We start from the raw sequence: 21,206 nt of genomic DNA on the forward strand, positions 1-21,206 counted from the left end.
GGATGAAGCGGACGCGATGAGTACGATCGATACCGGCCTGACGCTGCTCAGAAGCGCCGCCGACCGTGTGTCCGCCGCCAATGGCTGGATGGGCAATGCGTTCAAGAGCTGGATGCCGACGGGCCTCTATGCCCGCGCGCTCCTGATCATGATCGTGCCGATGGTGGTGCTGCAATCGGTCGTCGCCTTCGTGTTCATGGAGCGGCACTGGAACACGGTGACGCGGCGGCTGTCGGCCGCTGTCGTGCAGGACATCGCCGCGCTGATCGACGTCTACAAGGGCTATCCGCAGGACAAGGACCGCGACCAGATCAGGCGCATCGCGCAGCAGCGCCTTGGCCTGGTGGTGGACTTCCTGCCGGCCGGCGACATGCCGCAGCCAGGGCCAAAGCCGTTCTTCTCGCTGCTCGACCAGACGCTCTCGGTGCAGCTCGGCCGCCAGATCGGCCGCCCGTTCTGGATCGATACCGTCGGCCGCTCCAACGTGGTCGAGATCCGCATCCAGCTCGACGACGCCATCATGCGCGTGTTCGCGCAGCGGAGCGCGGCCTACGCCTCGAATTCGGAGATCTTCCTGTTCTGGATGGTCGGCACTTCTTCGATCCTTTTGATCGTCGCAGTGCTTTTCCTGCGCAACCAGATCAAGCCGATCCTGAAGCTCGCGGACGCCGCGGAAAGCTTTGGCAAGGGCCGCGACGCGCCCAACTTCCGGCCGCGCGGCGCACGGGAAGTGCGGCGTGCCGCGATGGCGTTCCTCGAGATGAAATCGCGCGTCGAACGCTCGATCGAGCAGCGAACCGCGATGCTTGCCGGCGTCAGCCACGATCTGCGCACCATCCTGACCCGCTTCAAGCTCGAGCTCGCGCTGATCGGCGATAACCCCGAGATCGAGGGCATGCGCAAGGATGTCGACGAGATGTCGATGATGCTCGAGGACTACCTCGCTTTCGCACGCGGCGATTCCGGCGAGCAGTCGCAGCCGACCGACATGGTGCAGGCACTCGAGGAATTGCGCAGCGATGCCGAGCGTCACGGCCACACCGCGACTGTCGCGTTCAACGGCCTGCCCGTGGTGACGGTGAAGCCGGCCTCGTTCAAACGCTGTCTCGCCAACCTCGTCACCAACGCGGCACGCTACGGCAAGGCGATCGCCATCACCGGCCAGCGCGATCACCGCTATCTCACCGTCACCATCGACGACAACGGGCCCGGCATCCCCATGCATTTGCGCGAAGAAGTGTTCAAGCCATTCTTGCGGCTGGACAACGCCCGCAACCAGGACGAAGGCGGCACGGGCCTCGGCCTTGCGATCGCCCGCGACATCGCCCGCTCGCATGGCGGCGACATCACGCTCGGCGACAGCCCGATGGGCGGCTTGCGGGCGAGCGTGAGGATACCGGTGTGAGCCGCGACGCGCACGGCCCGGCTCTGCTTCGACAGCCTGCGACTAAACGGCTTGCAGCTTGTCCGCGAGGTCAATGAAGCTCGCCGCATAGATGTCGAACCAGCTCTCGGGCGAGACATCGGGCGTGGCGTCCGGCCCGAACTCCAGAGGGCGAGGCACGAAAGCTGTCCTCATGCCGAACGCGCGAGCTGCCTTCAAATCATACTTGTGGCAGGCGACCATCAGAATCTGATCTGGCCGATAGCCGAGATAGTCGACGGCGAGTTGGTAGACCGCCGGCGCAGGTTTGTAGCTCTTCGCCAGTTCCGCCGTCAGCACGGCATCGAACGGCAGGTTGGCATTTTTCACCAAGGCGACGACGCTGGCCATTCCCGCGTTCGACAAAGTCGATGTCAGATAGCGCCGGCGAAGCCGCGTCAGCCCCTCGATCGCATCCGGCCACGGATCAAGTCGGGTCCAGACATTGTTCAGCTCGTCGCGCTCGGCATCATCGAGGCGATCGGACAAGCCGTGCCGTTCGACGAGCGTTTCAAGCGCCTCCCGGTAAATACGATCGACCCGCAGCCAGGTCCTGCGACCGGCGATCACCGCATCCATCGCGGCGCGGTAGAGCTCCCGCCATTCTGCCGACAAGGCAGCCCAGTCGATCCCGAGACCCTTCTCGTTGTTGATGGCCGCACCAGCCCGCAGAATGGGGGCGTAGAAATCGACACAAGTGCCCTGAATGTCGAACGCAATGGCTTTGACGTTCGCCGTTCGGTCAGAGACGGCCATGACGATCGCTCCCTACTTCGGCAGCAGATCCTTCAGTTTCGCGGCATCCTTGACGTTCATCTTGAAGCCGCCGGGCATCACGATGTCGCCTGGCTTCTGGTCCGCCTTGCACGGGCCGAGCCACTTGGCCTCGATCGTCGTGGTTGAGTCGCGCCCCGCAGCTCCGGCAACGCCGCCCTGGATGTGTGCGGTGCTCTTCACCGTATAGGCGGCGTTGAAGTCGCCGGTGATCTCGGCATGCGAGGTCGTGGTGGTGCCGGCGACGTTGCAGACGGAATCGCTGACATAGCCGGTCGCGGTCTTCTGGATGTCCTGCTTGGTGCAGATCTGCTTGGCCATCGGGGAGACGTTGTTGTTCATCTCCTTGTCGACGGTCTCGTCGGTGCAGTGCTGCATGGTCATCTCCGGCATCGGCCCGCCCGACCGAAGCATCTTCATCTCCCAGAGGCCGGCCTTGCGCACCGGCAGATCCACCGCATGCGCAGCCGTCGTCGCCGACATCGCGAGCACGAAGAGGCTAGCGCAGAAAACAACACGCCGTCGCGTCATGCGCCAAACTCCCGGTCGTCGCTTGCGGTCTATAAGGATCAGTACAGCGTGCGCAGCGGCTGCTCGGCCGCGCCATACGGCACCCAGCGGCAGGAGAAGGAGATGTAGCCGCCGTCATAGGGCTGCACGGCGAGGAATTTCACCACCTTGCCGTAACGCGCGCAGTGGTCGACCGCGATCTGCCGCGCATCGACCTGTGCTGCCATCGAATAGGCGATGATGCCGCCGGTGTCGTTGCCCTTGAAGGGCGGCACAGGGAGGATGTCGGCGCGCGCCGGCACGCCCGCCAACAGTCCCGAGACAACCAGGCTGGCAAGAAGGCTCGCGGCCGCAATGATTCGCATTCCCGTCACTCCATTTGGCTGGCACCAGTTTACGGTGCCGCGGACGCGCTGAAAAGAACGGAAGGCCTGTTAGGTGCGATGTTGCGTGCAACTCGCTGGCGAGTGTTGCAGCGCTGCACTTGACCTCTCCCCACCTTCGCGGCACGGTCCGATGCTTGCAGCCATGTCTCCTGGATTGCCCATGTGCGACCTCGCCACCTCCCTGAAATCGCTCCGCTTTGCCGCGGTATTCGGCCTCGTTCTGGGGGCGCTGTCGCTGACCGAGGCCAGGGCCGCAAATCCGCTCGAGCTGAACTTCTGGCTGGATGGGCCGCGCTATGACGGCCGGGTCGCCGATTGCGACAGGGCACTGCCGACGATCGCCACCCAATTCTGGGAGAAAGAAAGCTCTTTCTGGAATTCGTCGTTGAAGATCACGGGCTTCGCCGGCATTCACGAGACCGCCTTCCGGCCCTGGCAGTCCGACAACATTCCGCGCCGCTACTGCACGGGCGAGGCCATGCTCAGCGACGGCAAGGCGCGAAAGGTGCATTTCTCGATCGTCGAGGACGGCGGTTTTGCCGGCTTCGGCCAGGGCGTCGAATGGTGCGTGGTCGGCCTCGACCGCAACTGGGCCTACAATCCAGTCTGCCGGGCGGCAAAACCCTGATTCGGTCGAATCGTCGCGCCAAGGCGGGCGGCGTCAATTTTGTTCTTGAAATGTTCTCGTTGCCTGCTAGGCTCTCTTGCACAGTCTAGTTGAAGGGCGTCGCCATGTTTCATTCCAGATTGCATTCCCTGTCCCGTTTCCTGATCTCCCTCGTACTCACCGCCGGCCTCGTTACGCTCGCAGGCAGCGCCATGGCGCAGGACAAGCGCCAGAACGCGCCCGGCGAATTCGATTTCTACGTGCTCTCGCTGTCCTGGTCGCCGTCGTTCTGCGAGGAGGCAGCCGAGCGCGGCGGACGTTCCCAGATCCAGTGCGGCGGACGGCCCTACGCCTTCGTGGTGCACGGGCTGTGGCCGCAATATGAGAACGGCTTTCCCGAATACTGCCAGCGGCCGGCGCCGCGGCTGAACCGTAACATCGTCTCCTCGATGCTCGACCTGATGCCGGCGCCCGGGCTGATCTTCAACGAATGGGACAAGCACGGCACCTGCTCGGGCCTGTCGGACCGCAACTACTTCGAGACCATCCGGAAAGCGCGCGCTGTCATCAAGATTCCGGCCGAATATCTCGATTTGTCGCAGGCCAAGACCGTGGCGCCCGCCGATGTCGAGGAGGCCTTCATCAAGGCCAATCCGGGGCTGAGCAGCTCGGCCGTTTCGGTGACGTGCAACCGGACACGGCTGTCGGAGGTGCGCATCTGCCTGAACAAGGATCTGCAATTCCGCTCCTGCGAGGAGCTCGACCGCCGCGCCTGCCGCCGCGACCAGGTGACGATGCCGCCGATCCGCGGCGGTTGAACTGGATCGCCGTCATTCCGGGGCGATGCGCGGCATCAACCCGGAATGACGGCAGTTACATTTGCCGTACGATGTCGTAACTGTCCGACATGAACTACCGCCACGCCTTTCACGCCGGCAGCTTCGCCGATGTCATCAAGCACATCGTGCTGGCGCGCATCCTGACTTATCTCCAGGACAAGCCAGCCGCGTTCCGCGTCATCGACACCCATGCCGGCGCCGGCCTCTACGATCTTGAAGGCGACGAGGCGCGGCGCGGCGGCGAGTGGCTGACCGGCATCGCCCGCATCATGCAGGCGCGCCTGTCCAACGAGGTCGCCGCACTGACAAAGCCCTATCTCGACATCGTCCGCGCCTTCAATCCGCGCGGCGAGTTGAAGACCTATCCCGGATCACCGCTGATCGCGCGTGGACTGTTGCGGCCGCAGGATCGTCTCGTCGCCTGCGAGCTCGAGCCGAAGGCGCGCAAGGCGCTGATCGATGTGCTGCGCCGCGACACGCAGGCGCGCGTCGTCGATCTCGACGGCTGGATTGCGCTGCCGGCCTTCGTGCCGCCGAAGGAGCGGCGCGGTCTGGTGCTGATCGACCCGCCCTTCGAGGCCAAGGACGAGTTCGAGCGGCTCGGAGAAGCATTCTCGGAAGCGTTCGCCAAGTGGCCGACCGGCATCTATGTGATCTGGTATCCTGCCAAATCCAGGCGCGCCACCGACGCGCTTGCGCAAGCGGTGGCGCGGGCCGCAGCCGCAGCCAAACCTCAGGGGAAATGTCTGCGGCTCGAATTCAGCGTCGCACCGCAAAGCACCGGCGCGTCACTCGCCTCGACCGGGCTTTTGATCGTGAACCCACCCTTTACGTTGCAGGACGAGCTCAGGACCATCCTGCCGGAGCTCGAAAAGCCGCTCGGCCAAGGCGGCGCGGCCCGTTTCCGCCTGGAGGTGCCGAAGCCCTAAAGTAGTACGCCTATTGGGAAAACTATGCATGAACGGTAGTCAATCTGCAGAGAACCGTATTATGCTGTGCTTGGTGACTGGCTTTACGTTCCGCTTCCGCGAATGGTTGCGGCGGAGTGAAGGCCTAAGAAGGATCCAGGCGGACTGAACGCGTCCGCCCAAGGGTGGCCAGCTCCCGGGCTCGTATGTCCGGTCATGCCGAGATGCGGGTCTGCATCGCGGCGGAGGAGCAATGCGGGGGAGGAGTCCCGATGGCCATGACGGGCACGGTTAAGTTTTTCAACGGCGAACGCGGATACGGCTTCATCAAGCCGGACGATGGCGGTCGCGACGTCTTCGTTCACATCACGGCGGTGGAGCGGGCGGGACTGAAGGACCTCACCGAAGGACAGCGTATCACTTTCGAAGTCGAGCCGGACAAGAAGGGCAAGGGACCCAAAGCGGTCAACCTGGTGATCCTCTCTTAGACGAAGCCTGACGCAAAAAAAGTCCCGGCCGCGAGGCCGGGAGGTTTAGGTCCGGTATTTTCTTCTTTAGCTATCAGAAGTGATAGTTCACGCCTGCGCGTACCACGCTGGCGCTATAGCCGTTCGATACGCCAGTGATCGCGAACTGGCTCGAGGACAGATCGAGGAAGAGATATTCGATCTTGGCACTCCAGTTCTGCGCGATGCCGAACTCGGCGCCGACACCTGCGGTCCAACCCACGGTGGTGTGCGATTCCGTCCAACCAAAGGTCTCCGCACGCAACTCGCCGAAGGCAAGACCGGCGGTGCCGTAGAACAGGATGTTGTTGAAGGCGTAGCCGGCGCGGCCGCGCAACGTTCCGAACCAGGGATTGGAGAACTTCCACGGGGCGAACGTATCGTCGGCGCCGGCCGCCTGGATATCGCCTTCCACGCCGAACACCCAAGGGCCGTTCTGGAAATTGTAGCCGGCCTGGATGCCGCCGACGAAACCGGCCGGCTTGGCGAGATTGTTGCTCACCGAGCCCCATTCATACCCGAGGTTGGCGCCGAGATAGGGACCGGCCCAGCTATAGGCATTGAGCGGCTGGTTGACGGTATAGGGCGCACGCTGTCCGTAATTGAGATCGGCGGCCTCTGCCGAAGCGCTCCAGCCCGCGGCAACCAGAGCCGCAGCGCCCATAACGAGCCCCTTCATCACACTCTCCAACGCAACTGCCGCGAGCCATCGCGATCCCCATGCGCCGCCGCGCAAGGCAAAACCGCATGGTTACGGAACCAAGAACTTTTCGCGTAGGATTTATCGAGAGTTTTAAGTTAAAGGGTTGTTAAGCGCGGTTACCGCCCGCTTAACAGTCTTAAGGAAGCGTTACCGGGAACACCGCGCACGGTCGGCTAAGCCCGCCCGATGAAACTTCAAATCGGCACTCCCAGCGCCTAAATTCGCACCATGGATCACGATTCCTCCGACACCCCGGACACCGCGCGCGCGCGAAAGGTGCGACGCGGCGCAGCGGCGGACGCTCCCCCGCAGGAGCTGACGCCGCCCGACGTCGATCCTGCGACCAATGGCAGCGACGACGAGGACGAGGCGCGGCTGCCGGACATCCTGGAAGAGACCGGCGCGGTCGGCGAAGGTCTGCTTGCGACCGGACATGACGCGATCGAGCGCGCGGTGCGGCTCGCCCCCACCTCGGCGGGCGTCTATCGCATGCTCAATGCGAACAACGACGTGCTCTATGTCGGCAAGGCCAAGAACGTCAAAAAGCGCCTCTCCAACTACGCGCGCATCGGTGCGCCGCAGCCGGCGCGCATCCTGCGCATGATCGCGGCGACGGTGTCGGTCGAGATCGTCTCGACCACGACCGAGACCGAAGCGTTGCTGCTGGAGGCCAACCTCATCAAGCAGCTGCGGCCGCGCTTCAACGTGCAGCTGCGCGACGACAAGTCGTTTCCTTACATCCTGATCACCGGCGACCATTGGGCGCCGCAGATCCTCAAGCACCGCGGCGCGCAGACCCGGCCCGGGCGCTATTTCGGCCCGTTCGCCTCCGCCGGCGCCGTCAACCGCACCATCACCGCGCTGCAGCGCGCGTTTCTGATTCGCTCCTGCACCGATTCGTTTTTCGAAAGCCGCAGCCGGCCCTGCCTGTTGCACCAGATCCGCCGCTGCGCCGGCCCCTGCACCCGCGAGATCGACTTTCCGGGCTATGCAACGCTGGTGCGGGAAGCAACCGACTTCCTCTCCGGCAAGAGCCACGCCGTGAAGCAGGAGCTTGCGGGCGAGATGGAGAAAGCCTCGGGCGAGCTCGAATTCGAGCGTGCGGCGCTCTATCGCGATCGTCTCGCCGCGCTGTCGGCGATCCAGTCGCAGCAGGGCATCAATCCACGCACCGTGGAAGAAGCCGACGTGTTCGCGATCCACCAGGAGGGCGGCTTCTCCTGCGTCGAGGTGTTCTTCTTCCGCACCGGGCAGAACTGGGGTAACCGCGCCTATTTCCCGCGCGCAGAGAAGACGTTTACGCCGGAAGAGGTGCTGGGCTCGTTCCTCGCGCAGTTCTACGACGACAAGCCGCCGCCGAAGATCATCCTGCTCTCGCATGAGATCGAGGAAAGCGAGCTGCTTGCCAACGCGCTGTCGATCAAGGCCGGCCACAAGATCGAGGTCTCCACGCCGAAGCGCGGCGAGAAGAAGGAGCTCGTGACCCACGCGCTGACCAATGCACGGGAAGCGCTGGGGCGGAAGCTGGCGGACACCGCGACGCAGGGCCGCCTGCTGGAAGCGATGGCCACGACCCTTACCCTGCCCCATCCGCCGAAGCGCATCGAGGTCTACGACAACAGCCATATCCAGGGCACCAATGCGGTCGGCGCCATGATCGTCGCGGGGCCCGACGGCTTCGTGAAGAACCAGTACCGCAAGTTCAACATCAAGTCAGAAGGGCTCACGCCGGGCGACGACTATGCGATGATGCGCGAAGTCCTGCAGCGCCGCTTCAAGCGGCTGCTCAGTCCGCCCGAAGAGCCTGCGAAGGCCAAGGACGACGACTTCCCGCAATGGCCCGACCTCGTGATCATCGACGGCGGCCGCGGCCAGCTCAACGCTATCCGGGAGATTTTCGAGAGCCTCGGGCTGACCCAGGTGTCGCTGATGTCGGTGGCCAAGGGGCCGGACCGCGATGCCGGGCGCGAGACGCTGTTCATGCCGGGCCGCGAGGCCATCAAGCTCGAACCGCGTGATCCCGTGCTCTATTTCATTCAGAGGTTGCGGGACGAGGCCCACCGCTTCGTCATCGGCTCGCACCGCAAGCTGCGCAAGAAGGACATCCGCGAGGCCGGTTTGCAGGAGATCCCGGGCATCGGCCCGTCACGCAAACGTGCCTTGCTGCATCATTTCGGAACCCTGAAGGAGATCGAGCGGGCGTCGATCGCCGATCTCGGCAAGGTTCCGGGGGTGAGCGCGGAAAGCGCCCGCAAGATTTTCGAGTATTTCCATCCCCAGCCGGGGTGAACTAAAGGGGACCAGCGGTCATATGGTCGTCGTCTCCGCACCTCATTGAGACCGGGACGGTTGACCTTGATGCTGCAGCGGTATTGGTAGAACGAATGAACATCGCCACGACACGGGGGACCGCCAAGAGCTCGATGTCCCTTCCGAACATCCTGACCTACGCCCGGATCGCCGCGATCCCGGTGGTGGTGGGCTGCATCTACGCCCAGTCGATCATGGACGGGCCGCTGTGGCTGCGCTGGGTGGCGGTTGCCATCTTCATCGCGGCGGGGGTGACGGATTACCTCGACGGCTATTACGCGCGGATCTGGAACCAGCAGTCGGCCTTCGGCCGGATGCTGGACCCGATCGCCGACAAGCTCCTGGTCGCCTCGTGCCTCCTGATGCTGGCCGCCGACGGCATCATCCACGGCTGGTCGCTGTGGGCCGCCATCGTGATCCTGTGCCGCGAGATCCTGGTGTCGGGCCTGCGCGAATATCTGGCGGCACTGCGCGTCAGCGTGCCGGTGACCAAGCTCGCCAAATGGAAGACGACGGTCCAGCTCGTTGCAATCGGCTTCCTGCTCGCGGGCGAGGCCGGCGACCAGGTGGTGCCGGTGGTGACCCAGATCGGCCTGCTCTTGCTGTGGGCGTCGGCGCTGCTGACCATGTACACCGGCTATGACTATTTCCGTGCCGGCATCCATCACCTCATCAAGGAGGATGAGGGATGAAGGTGAAATATTTCGCCTGGGTGCGCGAGCGCATCGGCAAGGCCGAGGAGACGATCGAACCGCCGGCGAGCGTGCGCACGATCGAGGAGCTGATCGCCTGGCTCTCCGGCCGGAGCGAAGCCTATGCCTATGCGTTCGAGAAGCCGAAGGTGATCCGCGCGGCGATCGACCACGCCCACGTCAAGCCGAATGCGGCAATCGCCGGCGCCCGCGAGATCGCGTTCTTCCCGCCGATGACCGGCGGCTAGCATCGCGCGCATGACCGGCCCCGTCACCATCCGCATCCAACAAGACGATTTCGATGTCGCGCGCGAGATCGCTGCGCTGACGAACGGTCGCACCGACATCGGCGCGGTCGTGAGCTTCTCCGGCATCTGTCGCGGCGACGAGGACAGCGCGAAGATTTCGGCGCTGACGCTGGAACATTATCCGGGCATGGCCGAAGAAGAGATCAAGCGCCACGTCGACGAGGCCATCTCGCGCTGGCCGCTCGACGGCATCACCGTCATCCATCGCGTCGGCCGGATCACGCCCGGCGCAAACATCGTGCTGGTGGTGACTGCCTCGCAGCATCGCCAGGCGGCATTCCAGGCGGCCGAGTTCCTGATGGACTACCTGAAAACCAGCGCCCCGTTCTGGAAGAAGGAAGAAAGCGCAGCCGGCACCGGCTGGGTTGAGGCTGATACCCGCGACGACCAGGCCGCCGCACGCTGGACCAAATCCTGATGGCAAAAGCATCCAAGAAAACCACGCGCGGCCGCGCCGCACCCAGGCTTGCGAAGGTCGCCGCCGGCGAGCTCGTAACGCTGCTCGATTTCGTCCGCTATGCGGTGAGCCGCTTCGTCGAAACCAGGCTTGCCTTCGCGCATGGCACGACCGATCCGGTGGCAGAGGCCGCCTTCCTCGTCTGCGAGGCGCTGCATCTCAATCCGGAGCAGTTCGAGCTCTTTGCCAACGCCCGCGTCACCGCGGCGGAAGGCAAGACCATTCTGGCTCTGATCAACGCGCGCGTCACGACGCGCAAGCCGGCCGCCTATCTCGTCAACAAGATCTACATGCGTGGCTTGCCCTTCTACGTCGACGAGCGCGTGATCGTGCCGCGCTCCTTCATCGGCGAGCTGCTGGATTCGCATTTCGGCGGTGACGGCGAGGCCGGCTCGCTGATCGACGATCCGATTGCCGTCGAGCGCGTGCTCGATCTCTGCACCGGCTCCGGCTGCCTTGCGATCCTCGCCGCACAGCATTTCCCGAATGCGCAAGTCGACGCGGTCGACATCTCCAAAGGGGCGATCGAGGTTGCCGCGCGCAATGTCGCCGACTACGCCCTCGAGGATCGCGTCACGCTCCATCGCGGTGATCTGTTCGCGCCGCTCGGCAACGCGCGCTACGACCTGATCATCTCCAACCCGCCTTATGTCGATGCGGAAGGGATGGCGTCACTGCCGCCGGAATGCCGCGCCGAACCAAATCTTGCCTTCGATGGCGGTGCCGACGGGCTCGATGTCGTGCGCCGCATCCTGCAAGACGCACCTCGCTACCTCGCGCCCGAGGGTGGATTGCTGTGCGAGATCGGCCGCGGCCGCGAGCGGATCGATGAGGCGTTCCCCGAACTGCCGCTGCTCTGGCTCGACACCGAGGACTCCGAAGGCGAGGTGTTCTGGATCGCGGCCGCCGATCTCGGCTGACGCGAGCCCGCCGGAACAAGTCAAACGCCTCCACGTTCATCCACCAACAATGCTGTCAGCCGCGGCCGCTGGAGGATGTTTCGCATGCTTGCGCCATCGGGCGAATTGCTGCGCGCCGGAGTGGCGCTCAAGCTCAACCACCTCAAGCGCGCCACCCGGTCGTATTTCCGCGACCGCACCAGCCAGGCCACCGGCAAGGCGACGTCCTATGCGGTCGCTGCTGGGCTCTTCGCCGTCGCGGGCCTGTTCGCCATCGCCGCCTTCTTCGTCGGACTGATGGCGCTGTTCCGCTGGGTCGAGCTCACTTACGGAATGTTCTGGGCCTTCGGCGCCGTCGGCACCGTGCTTCTGGTGCTGGCGGCGATCTCCGCCGGCGCCGCAATGGCCCAGATCAAGCGCCGGCCCAAAGCGGTCGTGCCGCTCACCAGCCGGCTGCGGGTTGCGATCGCCACGCCCCGGATTCCGCGTGGAACTGTCAAGGAGGCCGTGAAGGAGGTCGCCACCACGATTCCCCTGGTACCGCTTGCGCCGGGTGAAAAGGGCCATCGCAATGGCGGCTGGCCTGCCCGGGGCAACCGGTCGGTGCAGCTCGGCCTGATGCTCGCGGCTGTCGGGCTGTTGGGTTTGACGGCCGCGCGCCGGAGGCGCCACAGCCACCGATTGGACGCATGATGACGCCGCGGCGCGAGCAGCTCGACGATTGGCTGCTCGTCGCCGCCACGACGGTGTTGGTGCTGACGGCGGAACGGTACTTTCAGGGCTATGGCGCGCCGCGATCCGCTGATGTCGAGAACGGCCGCAACGCGAAAGGTAACTCGCTCGAAACCAATCCCGCTCGCGCCGCCTTGCAGGGCGGCCACGGCCGCCGGTCCAAAAGCCCGCTCAAGATTCCCCTTGCCGGCTGGAAGGACATCCTCTGGCGCACCTACCAACGCATCGACGAGGATCGTCTGCTCGCAACCGCCGGCGGCGTCGTCTTCTTCGGGCTGCTTGCGATTTTCCCCGCCGTCACCGCACTCGTCTCGTCTTACGGCCTGTTCGCCAACCCCTCGACGATCAGCGCCAACCTCCAGACGCTCGCGATGATGCTGCCCGAGGGCACGTTCCAGATCATTGAGGACCAGATCGGGCGGGTGGTGTCGAAGGGCAACACGGCGCTTGGCGCCACCTTCCTGTTCGGTCTCGTGCTGGCGATCTGGAGCGCCAATGCCGGCGTCAAATCGATCATCGACGCGCTCAACGTCGCCTATGAGGAGCGCGAGAAGCGCAGCTTCATCCGTCTCAATCTGGTGTCGCTGGCTTTCACGATCGGCAGCATCGCCGCGCTCCTGCTGATGGTGGGCGCCGTGGTCGCCTTCCCGCTCGCGCTGAACCATCTCGGGCTCGCTCCGGAGAGCAAGCTGATCGTCGCGCTGGCACGTTGGCCGCTGCTGTTCGTCATCCTGCTGGCCGCGCTCGCCATCCTCTACCGCTTCGCGCCCAGCCGCGACGCCGCGCGCTGGGAATGGCTCAGCATCGGCGCGGTGACGGCCTCCGTCCTGTGGATCGCCGGCTCGGCGCTGCTCTCCTGGTATCTCTCGGAATTCGCCAATTACAACGCCACCTACGGCTCGCTGGGAGCCGCGATCGGGCTGATGATGTGGATGTGGATGTCCGCCATCGTCATCATGTTCGGAGCCGAGCTGAACTCGGAGATCGAGCGGCAGACCTTGCGGGATACCACCACGGGCACGCCCACGCGGCTCGGCAGCAGGGAGGCCGTCTCGGCCGATACGGTCGGCGCGGCCGCACGGAGCTAAGTCAAGCCTGTCATCAAGATCACTGCCCCGCGAATCAACATTGATGCTAAAGTTGTGCTGCTTGGGGGAGCAACTGACGCGCCATGATCCGTATTTCTACGATTTTCATCGCCATCTGCATGGTGCTGGTCGCAGCCTCGCTCGGCCTCGTCCTTCATTCGGTGGCCGGCATCAACGGAACCGAATCCGCGATCGTGGCACTGACCGCGCTGACGTTCCTGATCCTGTACAACGCGGTCTCGATGCGCCTGCGCGACCGCAGCGACGTCGGCAACCAGATCGCCGATCTGTCGCGCGGCACCGCCGATCTGGCCCGCCAGGTCGCCGAATTCGGCCGCAGGCTGGCAGCGGTCGAGGGGCGCGTCGCCTCCGCCAATTCCACCAACGCGGACCGCGTCCAGTCGGTGGTCGGTGAGATCAACGAGCTCGGCGGCCTCGTCAAGCAGCTCGCCGCCACCGTGGCGACGCATGAGGACTTGCTGGCGACGGGCGCGCCCGCCGCGCAGCCGGAAGCCGAGACGACGCAAGAACTGTTGGCAGCGCCTGAGCCCCGGCCGGCCGCGCCGCCGCCAGTTCCGTCGGCACCCCCGACCGCTCCGGTCGCGACCGCCAGTGCCCGCAACCAGACGCAACTGCTCGCGACGCTGCGCAACGCGATCGACGAGAACCGCATCGACATCTTCCTCCAGCCGATGGTGACGCTGCCGCAGCGCAAGGTTCGCTTCTACGAGGCGGTGACGCGAGTGCGCGACGAGCGCGACCAGTTCATCGCCGCCGAGGAGTTCATCAGCATCGCGGAAGCCTCGGGGCTCATCGGGCGCATCGACAACATGGTGATGCTGCGCTGTGTACAGGTGCTGCGCCGGCTAATGGTGCGCAACAAGGACGTCGGCGTGTTTTGCAACGTCGCGGCCTCCACGCTCGGCAATTCCACCACCTTCGCGCAATGCCTCGACTTCCTCGAGGCCAACCGGGCGCTCGCGCCCTCGCTGGTGCTCGAATTCAAGCAGTCGACGTTCCGCAATCTTGGCGCCGCCGAGACCGAGAACCTCGCGGCGCTGGCCCAGCGCGGCTTCCGCTTCTCGATCGACCACGTCACGGACTTGCGCATCGAGCCGCGCGAGCTCGCCGACCGCGGTGTGCGCTTCATCAAGGTGCCGGCCGGGCTGCTGCTCGATCCCAAACAGGCCTCCACCTCGGACATCCATCCGTCCGACCTGTCCGACCTGCTCGGCCGCTTCGGCATCGACCTCATCGCCGAGCGGATCGAGGGCGAGCGCGCGGTGGTTGACTTGCTCGACTATGATGTACGGTTCGGACAGGGCTTCCTGTTCGCACCGCCCCGGCCATTGCGGCCGGAAGGTGCATCTGCTACCGCCGGTGCCGCGCCGGACCAGGCGCAGCAACAGGCATCCAATGGCTCCGCCCCGTCCAGCTCAGGCGAAACGGCTTCCGCGCCGCCGCCACAGCGCGTCACCGGCAATGCAGCGCTCGCGCGCCGCATCTGACCGGCGGTTCGCGTCATGACCGCGCTGCATTTCGTCGAGAGCCTGCGCGAGCTCGTCGCGGGCGTGGACGTCGTGCTCAGCGACATCTGGGGCGTGGTCCATAACGGGCTCGAGTCCTTCCCCGAAGCCTGCGAGGCGCTGCACAGTTTCCGCCAGCAGGGCGGTACGGTCGTCCTGATCACCAACGCGCCGCGTCCGGCCGATTCGGTGCAGCGGCAGTTGCGCAAGCTCGGCGTTGCCGACGAGACCTATGACGCCATCGTCTCCTCGGGCGATCTGACGCGGCTCTATGTCGCCGGCCATCCCGGCCGAAAATTGTTCTGGCTTGGTCCCGAGCGCGACAGTTCGATCCATCGCGGGCTCAACGCGGTGCTCGCGCCGCTGGAGGAGGCCGACTACATCGTCTGCACCGGCCTCTATGACGACGAGACCGAGTCGGCGGAAGATTATCGCGGCATGATGCTGAAGGCGCGCGAGCGCAAGCTCACGCTGGTCTGCGCCAATCCTGATATCGTGGTCGAGCGCGGCGACCGGCTGATCTATTGCGCCGGCGCCATCGCCGAACTCTACCGCGAGCTCGGCGGCGAGGTGATCTTCTACGGCAAGCCGCACCGGCCGATCTACGAGCGCGCGATGGCGCTCGCGGGCGAGCGCCAGGGCCACCAGATCGATCGCAAGAAGGTGCTGGCAATCGGCGATTCCGTACGCACCGACCTAACCGGCGCGCGCGAATTCGGCATCGACTGCCTGTTCGTCACCCGCGGCATCCATTCCGAGGAGTTCGAGGGCCTCGACCAGCTCGATCCAGCCTCCGTGCTGGAACTGTTCGGCCATCCACCGAAGGCTCTGATGCGCGAATTGAAGTGGTAAAAGCCTGTCATTCCGGGGCGCCCGAAGGGCGAACCCGGAATCTCGAGATTCCGGGTTCGGTGCTAACACACCGCCCCGGAATGACGGCGTAAACGCAAATGCCCGGGACGAGCCCGGGCATTCAAATCTGTCTGCACAGATGGTGCGCTTACGCGCTCGCCATGTCCGGGAAGACCGCCTCGATCTTGGTCTTCAGCGTCGCCGCGTTGAACGGCTTGACGATATAGTTGTTCACGCCGGCCTTCTTGGCCGCGATCACGTTCTCGGTCTTGGATTCCGCCGTGATCATGATGAAGGGCGTGGTGGCGAGATTGGGATCGGCCCGCACTTCGCGCAGGAGGTCGTAGCCCGTCATCGGCTCCATGTTCCAGTCGGAAATCACGAGCCCGTACTTCTTGCCGCGCATCTTGTTCAGCGCCGCCGAGCCGTCGCTGGCGTCGTCGATATTCTCGAAGCCAAGCTGCTTCAGCAGATTCCGAATGATACGGATCATGGTGCTGTAGTCATCCACCACCAGAACCGGCATCGACAAATCAACCGCCATCTCGACTCCCCCAAACGCAACAGGAAAATATTAACGATCGAACTGCCGGGCCCGACGCCCCACAGTTCCATGTCAAAGGACTAGCACCAAGGCGTTAAACAGCGCGTTAATTGGGTCTTGCCGGAAACCCCGGAAATGCCGAGCAATGCGGCCGCATCCCCCGCTTGACTTCGCCTGGCGCGTCACGTCACGGTCCCGGGCCGACCCGCCCGCCCCAGAGAATTCCCCTGATGGCTCCGCATTTTACTGTTATCCGCGATTCCACGCCGGCTCATGCAATCCCAAGGGGTGCCGTGGTCGCCATGGGAAATTTCGACGGCGTTCATCTCGGCCATCGTGCGGTGATTGCGGCTGCGCTGGAAATGGGCCGGACCCATGACCGGCCGGCTTTTGCGCTGACCTTCGAGCCGCATCCGCGACGGTTTTTCAGCCCCAATACCCCGCAATTCCGCCTCACGGATGAGCGGGCCAAGCTGCGGCTGCTGGCCGGCACCGGACTTGCCGGGGCCGTGGTCATGACCTTCGACAAGACCCGCGCCGGGACATCAGCGCAGGATTTCATTCACCATGACCTGATCGGCCGGCTCGGGGTCAGTGGAATAGCGGTCGGCTACGACTTTCATTTCGGCAAGGGCCGGGTCGGCTCGCCGAGCCTGCTCGTCAATGAGGCGCCCCGGCTCGGTATCGAGGTCGATGTCCAGCCGCATGTCGATATCGACGAGCGGCCGGTCTCCTCCAGCGCGATCCGCACCGCGCTCGCCGAAGGCCAGCTCATTGAGGCCGCGACCATGCTGGGCGCGCCCTGGTTCGTGACCGGCGAGGTCATCCACGGCGAGAAGCGCGGCCGCGACCTCGGCTATCCCACCGCCAATATCCGCCTCGACGCCAATTGCGCCCTCAAGCACGGCATCTACGCAGTTCGGGTCGGCCGTGGGGCTGAGCGGCTGGAGGGGGTGGCGAGCTTCGGCCGGCGTCCGACATTCGATAATGGCGCGCCGCTGCTCGAAATCTTCCTGTTCGACTTCAAAGGCGACCTCTACGGGCACGAGCTCGATTGCGCGTTCGTCGGCTTCATTCGCGAGGAACTGAAGTTCGACGGCATCGAGGCGCTGATCCGCCAGATGGACGAGGATTCCGCCCGTGCGAGGGTCCTGCTGGCGGCCGCCCCCAACGCCTTCCCGAAGCTGGGAAGCATCGACTGAGGTCCAAAACGGCCCCTCCCGGCCCTTTGCGATTTGGCCGCCCGGCTGCTAAGGAGAGCCCATGTTTGCGCGGCGCATCATAGGGATTAGCGGCCCGGCTTCCGTCTGAGCTTTGGCTCGACGCAAGACCGGGATTTTGTCGTTTCACCCCCGCGATTCCAGTCGCCATCTGTTTCCGCGCCCTTCCGAGCCAGTCAGCCTCATGTCCGAAAAGCCCCAAAAGTCCGAAGCCAAAGACTATTCCAAAACCCTGTTCCTGCCGCAGACGGAATTCCCGATGCGCGCCGGCCTGCCGCAGCGCGAGCCGGAGATCCTCAAGCGCTGGTACGAGATCGGCCTCTACGAGAAGCTGCGCGAGACCGCGAAGGGCCGCGACAAGTTCGTGCTGCATGACGGCCCGCCCTACGCCAACGGCAACATCCACATCGGCACGGCGCTCAACAAGATCCTCAAGGATCTCGTCACCAAGAGCGAGCAGATGCTCGGCTTCGATTCCAACTACGTGCCCGGCTGGGACTGCCACGGCCTGCCGATCGAGTGGAAGGTCGAAGAGGAGCACTATCGCAAGAAGGGCAAGCAGAAGCCGGACTTCCGCGACTCTGCGGCGATGGTCGACTTCCGCAAGGAATGCCGCGCCTATGCGACGCACTGGCTCAACGTGCAGCGCGAGGAGTTCAAGCGTCTCGGCGTGATCGGCGACTGGGCCCATCCCTACGCCACCATGAGCTATCCGGCGGAAGCCCAGATCGCACGCGAATTGATGAAGTTCGCCGCCAACGGCACGCTTTATCGCGGCTCCAAGCCGGTGATGTGGAGCGTAGTCGAGAAGACCGCGCTTGCGGAAGCCGAGGTCGAATATGAGGACTACACCTCGGACATGGTCTGGGTGAAGTTTCCGGTCACCTCGCCCGCGCATGGCGCGCTGGCTTCCGCGAGCGTCGTGATCTGGACCACCACGCCGTGGACCATTCCCGGCAACCGCGCCATCTCGTTCTCGCCGAAGATCGCCTACGGCCTCTATGAGGTCACGGACGCGCCGGCGGACAATTGGGCCAAGACCGGCGATCTCCTGATCCTCGCCGATGCGCTCGCCGAAGAGGTATTCAGGCAGGCTCGCGTCACCGCCTTCAAGAAGGTGCGCGACATCCCCGGCGACACGATGGACGCGATCGAGTGTGCCCATCCGTTGAAGGGGCTTAGCGGCGGCTACGGTTTCACCGTACCGCTCTTGCCCGGCGATCACGTCACCGACGACACCGGTACCGGCTTCGTGCACACCGCGCCCAGCCACGGCCGCGAGGATTTTGACGTCTGGACGGCGCACACGCGCGAGCTGGATGCGCGCGGCATTCCGACCGCGATCCCCTACACCGTCGACGAGAACGGTGCCTATACCGACCAGGCACCGGGTCTTGCCGGCAAGCGCGTCATCAACGACAAGGGCGAGAAGGGCGACGCCAACGACGCCGTGATCAAGGCGCTGGTTGACGCCGGCAAGCTGCTCGCGCGCGGCCGGCTGAAGCATCAATATCCGCACTCCTGGCGCTCGAAGAAGCCGGTGATCTTCCGCAACACGCCGCAATGGTTCATCGCGATGGATAAACCTATTGTGGACGCCCCGGGCAGGCCCGGGGCTACGGACATTGCGGTGGGCGGCAAGACCAAGTCCGGCGACACGCTGCGCGCCCGCGCACTGCATGCGATCTCGGTGACTCAATGGGTGCCGCCGTCGGGCGAGAACCGCATCAACGGCATGATCGAGGCGCGCCCCGACTGGGTGATCTCGCGCCAGCGCGCCTGGGGCGTGCCGATCGCCGTGTTCGTGCGCGAGAAGGGTGACGGCTCGGCCGAAATCCTTCAGGACGAGGCCGTCAACACGCGCATCGGCGACGCCTTCGAGAAGGAGGGCGCCGATGCCTGGTATATGGACGGCGCGCGCGAGCGCTTCCTCGGAAGCCGCGCCAATGAGGACTGGAAGAAGGTCGACGACATCCTCGACGTCTGGTTCGATTCCGGCTCGACGCATGCCTTCGTGTTGGAAGACCCCGTGCACTTCCCGGGCCTTGCCGGCATCAAGCGCAAGGTCGACGGCGGCACCGACACGGTGATGTATCTGGAGGGCTCGGACCAGCATCGCGGCTGGTTCCATTCCTCGCTGCTGGAGAGCTGCGGCACCCGCGGACGGGCGCCCTACGACATCGTGCTGACCCACGGCTTCACCCAGGCCGAGGACGGCCGCAAGATGTCGAAGTCGCTCGGCAACACCATCGAGCCGCAGGCCGTCATCAAGGAATCCGGCGCCGACATCCTCCGACTCTGGGTCGCGGCCTCCGACTACACCGACGACCAGCGCATCGGCCCGGAGATCCTGAAGAACACGGTCGAGACCTATCGCAAGCTGCGCAACACCGTCCGCTGGATGCTCGGCACGCTGCATCACCACAAGCCGGCCGACGCGATCGCGCCCGCCGACATGCCCGAGCTCGAGCGGCTGATGCTGCACGAGCTCGCGGTGCGCGCCGAGATGATCCGCAAGGCTTATGAAGCCTTCGACTTCAAGAACGTGGTCGCGACGCTGTCGGCGTTCCTCAACAGCGAGCTGTCGGCGTTCTACTTCGACATCCGCAAGGACACGCTCTATTGCGATCCGCCCTCCTCGCTGACGCGCAAGGCGGCGCTGACCACGATCGATATGCTCTGCAACGCGATCCTGAAATGGCTGGCGCCGGTGTTGAGCTTCACCGCCGAGGAGGCGTGGCGCATGTACCGGCCGGACGCCGAACCCTCGGTGCATCTGACGCTGTTCCCCGTAGGTCTCGAAAACTTCCGCGACGACAAGCTCGCCGCGAAATGGGACATCATCCGCAACGTGCGCCGCGTCGTCACCGGTGCACTGGAGCTCGAGCGTGCGGCCAAGAACATCGGCTCGTCGCTCGAAGCATCACCGGTGATCTATATCGCTGACCGGAACACGCAGATGACGCTGTTCGACGTGGATCTCGCCGAGGTCTGCATCACCTCGAATTACGAGGTGCGCGAGGGCGAGGCGCCGGCGGCTGCGTTCCGTCTCGATGCCGTTCCGGGCGTCGCCGTCGTGGTCGAGAAGGCGGTGGGCATCAAATGCGCCCGCTCCTGGAAGATCCTGCCGACGGTCGGCGAGGACGCGGACTATCCCGACGTCACCCCGCGCGATGCCAAGGCGCTGCGCGAGTGGAATGCGTTGGGAGTTCGCGTCTAATTTTATGTCGTCCCGGCGAAGGCCGGGACCCATCATCCCCGCCGTCAATTGCAGCGAAGGCAGATGACCACGAGTCTTTCAAACGATAACCGCCTGGGGTTATGGGTCCCGGCCTTCGCCGGGACGACAGCGGAATTCGTTGTGGCGCCGGAGCACATCTCGAAATGACCCCTCTCCGCGCCGGTATTCTGTCTGCCGTGGTTTCGCTCGTGCTCGACCAGGCCTCGAAGCTCTGGCTGCTCAACGTGTTCGACCTCAACCGTCGCGGCGGGCTGAGGTTGACGTCGTTCTTCGACCTGATGCCGGCTTGGAACAAGGGCATCAGCTATGGCTGGCTGCAGACCGAAGGCGCCGCCGGGCAGATCGCGCTGATGGCGGTCAAGGCCGCTGCGGTGGTCCTGCTGGCGGTTTGGATGACCCGTGCGCAGACCCGACTGGCAACGGTGGCGCTGGGGCTGATCATCGGCGGCGCCATCGGGAATGCCATCGACCGTCTGGCCTATGGCGCCGTGTTCGATTTCGCGCTGTTTCACGTCGAAATCGCCGGAAATACCTACAATTGGTACGTGTTTAACCTCGCTGACGTGGCCATCGTTGCTGGGGTGGCGGCCCTATTGTATGATTCCTTCCTGGGGACACCCGCCGTAAAAGCGCCCTGATCCCGGCCGATAGGGGCCCGGAGGATGGAACCTTGCTTGCGAG

General features: G+C 64.6%; 22 protein-coding genes. 17 read left to right on the top strand and 5 right to left on the bottom strand.

Annotated elements, in window-relative coordinates; genetic code table 11:
* Positions 1–16: 16 nt before the first annotated feature.
* The gene (locus NLM33_RS21400; RefSeq protein ID WP_254098413.1) at positions 17–1,405 is read left to right on the top strand and encodes an ATP-binding protein; all 1,389 of its coding nucleotides are present in this window, start codon (positions 17–19) and stop codon (positions 1,403–1,405) included.
* Between the two features lie 42 nt (positions 1,406–1,447).
* On the opposite strand, the gene NLM33_RS21405 is transcribed toward NLM33_RS21400, so the two are convergent.
* The 3 genes from NLM33_RS21405 to NLM33_RS21415 all read right to left on the bottom strand — a co-directional run bounded on the left by NLM33_RS21405 (position 1,448) and on the right by NLM33_RS21415 (position 3,072).
* Positions 1,448–2,179 carry a haloacid dehalogenase type II gene (locus tag NLM33_RS21405; RefSeq protein WP_254098415.1) on the bottom strand — a complete coding sequence of 244 codons (732 nt, stop codon included), beginning with the start codon at positions 2,177–2,179 and terminating at the stop codon, positions 1,448–1,450.
* Positions 2,180–2,191: 12 nt separating this feature from the next.
* Complete coding sequence (locus tag NLM33_RS21410) at positions 2,192–2,680, bottom strand: DUF3617 domain-containing protein (RefSeq protein WP_371930128.1); 489 nt, start codon at positions 2,678–2,680, stop codon at positions 2,192–2,194.
* An 86-nt stretch (positions 2,681–2,766) separates the two neighbouring features.
* Positions 2,767–3,072: a hypothetical protein gene (locus tag NLM33_RS21415; RefSeq protein ID WP_254098419.1), complete on the bottom strand. Its 306-nt coding sequence runs from the start codon at positions 3,070–3,072 to the stop codon at positions 2,767–2,769.
* A gap of 181 nt (positions 3,073–3,253) precedes the next feature.
* On the opposite strand from NLM33_RS21415, the gene NLM33_RS21420 reads away from it, so the two are divergent.
* From NLM33_RS21420 to NLM33_RS21435, 4 genes are all read left to right on the top strand, one after another.
* Positions 3,254–3,721, top strand: a complete 468-nt coding sequence (locus NLM33_RS21420) for a hypothetical protein (protein WP_254098421.1) — start codon at positions 3,254–3,256, stop codon at positions 3,719–3,721.
* A 104-nt stretch (positions 3,722–3,825) separates the two neighbouring features.
* Entirely contained in the window at positions 3,826–4,518 is a 693-nt protein-coding gene (locus NLM33_RS21425; RefSeq protein WP_254098423.1) for a ribonuclease T2, read from the top strand.
* An 89-nt stretch (positions 4,519–4,607) separates the two neighbouring features.
* The gene (locus tag NLM33_RS21430; protein ID WP_254098425.1) at positions 4,608–5,468 is read left to right on the top strand and encodes a 23S rRNA (adenine(2030)-N(6))-methyltransferase RlmJ; all 861 of its coding nucleotides are present in this window, start codon (positions 4,608–4,610) and stop codon (positions 5,466–5,468) included.
* Between the two features lie 251 nt (positions 5,469–5,719).
* The gene (locus NLM33_RS21435) at positions 5,720–5,935 is read left to right on the top strand and encodes a cold-shock protein (protein ID WP_027523068.1); all 216 of its coding nucleotides are present in this window, start codon (positions 5,720–5,722) and stop codon (positions 5,933–5,935) included.
* A gap of 73 nt (positions 5,936–6,008) precedes the next feature.
* On the opposite strand, the gene NLM33_RS21440 is transcribed toward NLM33_RS21435, so the two are convergent.
* Entirely contained in the window at positions 6,009–6,632 is a 624-nt protein-coding gene (locus tag NLM33_RS21440) for an outer membrane protein (RefSeq protein ID WP_254098427.1), read from the bottom strand.
* A gap of 252 nt (positions 6,633–6,884) precedes the next feature.
* On the opposite strand from NLM33_RS21440, the gene uvrC reads away from it, so the two are divergent.
* The 9 genes from uvrC to NLM33_RS21485 all read left to right on the top strand — a co-directional run bounded on the left by uvrC (position 6,885) and on the right by NLM33_RS21485 (position 15,520).
* The gene (gene uvrC, locus NLM33_RS21445) at positions 6,885–8,945 is read left to right on the top strand and encodes an excinuclease ABC subunit UvrC (protein ID WP_254098429.1); all 2,061 of its coding nucleotides are present in this window, start codon (positions 6,885–6,887) and stop codon (positions 8,943–8,945) included.
* A 95-nt stretch (positions 8,946–9,040) separates the two neighbouring features.
* Positions 9,041–9,658, top strand: a complete 618-nt coding sequence (gene pgsA, locus NLM33_RS21450) for a CDP-diacylglycerol--glycerol-3-phosphate 3-phosphatidyltransferase (protein WP_254098431.1) — start codon at positions 9,041–9,043, stop codon at positions 9,656–9,658.
* Positions 9,655–9,906 (top strand): molybdopterin converting factor subunit 1, encoded by a 252-nt coding sequence (moaD, locus tag NLM33_RS21455; protein ID WP_027523064.1) that lies wholly within the window; start codon positions 9,655–9,657, stop codon positions 9,904–9,906. The genes pgsA and moaD overlap by 4 nt, the downstream gene beginning before the upstream one ends.
* Before the next feature lie 10 nt (positions 9,907–9,916).
* Positions 9,917–10,384 (top strand): molybdenum cofactor biosynthesis protein MoaE, encoded by a 468-nt coding sequence (locus NLM33_RS21460; RefSeq protein WP_254098433.1) that lies wholly within the window; start codon positions 9,917–9,919, stop codon positions 10,382–10,384.
* The gene (gene prmB / locus NLM33_RS21465; RefSeq protein ID WP_254098435.1) at positions 10,384–11,343 is read left to right on the top strand and encodes a 50S ribosomal protein L3 N(5)-glutamine methyltransferase; all 960 of its coding nucleotides are present in this window, start codon (positions 10,384–10,386) and stop codon (positions 11,341–11,343) included. The genes NLM33_RS21460 and prmB overlap by 1 nt, the downstream gene beginning before the upstream one ends.
* 84 nt (positions 11,344–11,427) lie before the next feature.
* Entirely contained in the window at positions 11,428–12,015 is a 588-nt protein-coding gene (locus NLM33_RS21470; RefSeq protein ID WP_254098437.1) for a phage holin family protein, read from the top strand.
* Positions 12,012–13,142, top strand: coding sequence for a YihY/virulence factor BrkB family protein (locus NLM33_RS21475; protein ID WP_254098439.1), 1,131 nt, complete (start codon positions 12,012–12,014; stop codon positions 13,140–13,142). Before NLM33_RS21470 ends, NLM33_RS21475 begins: the two co-directional genes overlap by 4 nt.
* An 83-nt stretch (positions 13,143–13,225) precedes the next feature.
* Positions 13,226–14,650, top strand: coding sequence for an EAL domain-containing protein (locus NLM33_RS21480; RefSeq protein WP_254098441.1), 1,425 nt, complete (start codon positions 13,226–13,228; stop codon positions 14,648–14,650).
* A 15-nt stretch (positions 14,651–14,665) separates the two neighbouring features.
* Complete coding sequence (locus NLM33_RS21485; protein WP_254098443.1) at positions 14,666–15,520, top strand: TIGR01459 family HAD-type hydrolase; 855 nt, start codon at positions 14,666–14,668, stop codon at positions 15,518–15,520.
* Positions 15,521–15,668: 148 nt separating this feature from the next.
* Here NLM33_RS21485 and NLM33_RS21490 read toward each other — a convergent pair whose 3' ends face one another.
* Positions 15,669–16,064, bottom strand: a complete 396-nt coding sequence (locus tag NLM33_RS21490; RefSeq protein WP_008567674.1) for a response regulator — start codon at positions 16,062–16,064, stop codon at positions 15,669–15,671.
* Between the two features lie 230 nt (positions 16,065–16,294).
* Here NLM33_RS21490 and NLM33_RS21495 point away from each other — a divergent pair, with 230 nt between their 5' ends.
* The 3 genes from NLM33_RS21495 (at position 16,295) to lspA (ending at position 21,163) form a co-directional block, all read left to right on the top strand.
* Positions 16,295–17,266: a bifunctional riboflavin kinase/FAD synthetase gene (locus tag NLM33_RS21495; protein ID WP_254098445.1), complete on the top strand. Its 972-nt coding sequence runs from the start codon at positions 16,295–16,297 to the stop codon at positions 17,264–17,266.
* A 202-nt stretch (positions 17,267–17,468) separates the two neighbouring features.
* Positions 17,469–20,504, top strand: a complete 3,036-nt coding sequence (ileS, locus tag NLM33_RS21500; RefSeq protein ID WP_254098447.1) for an isoleucine--tRNA ligase — start codon at positions 17,469–17,471, stop codon at positions 20,502–20,504.
* A gap of 164 nt (positions 20,505–20,668) precedes the next feature.
* On the top strand, positions 20,669–21,163 hold the full coding sequence (lspA, locus tag NLM33_RS21505) for a signal peptidase II (protein WP_254098449.1): 495 nt from the start codon (positions 20,669–20,671) through the stop codon (positions 21,161–21,163).
* Positions 21,164–21,206: the final 43 nt, after the last annotated feature.

Origin of the sequence: Bradyrhizobium sp. CCGUVB1N3 (genome assembly GCF_024199925.1) — a bacterium.
Classification (GTDB): domain Bacteria; phylum Pseudomonadota; class Alphaproteobacteria; order Rhizobiales; family Xanthobacteraceae; genus Bradyrhizobium.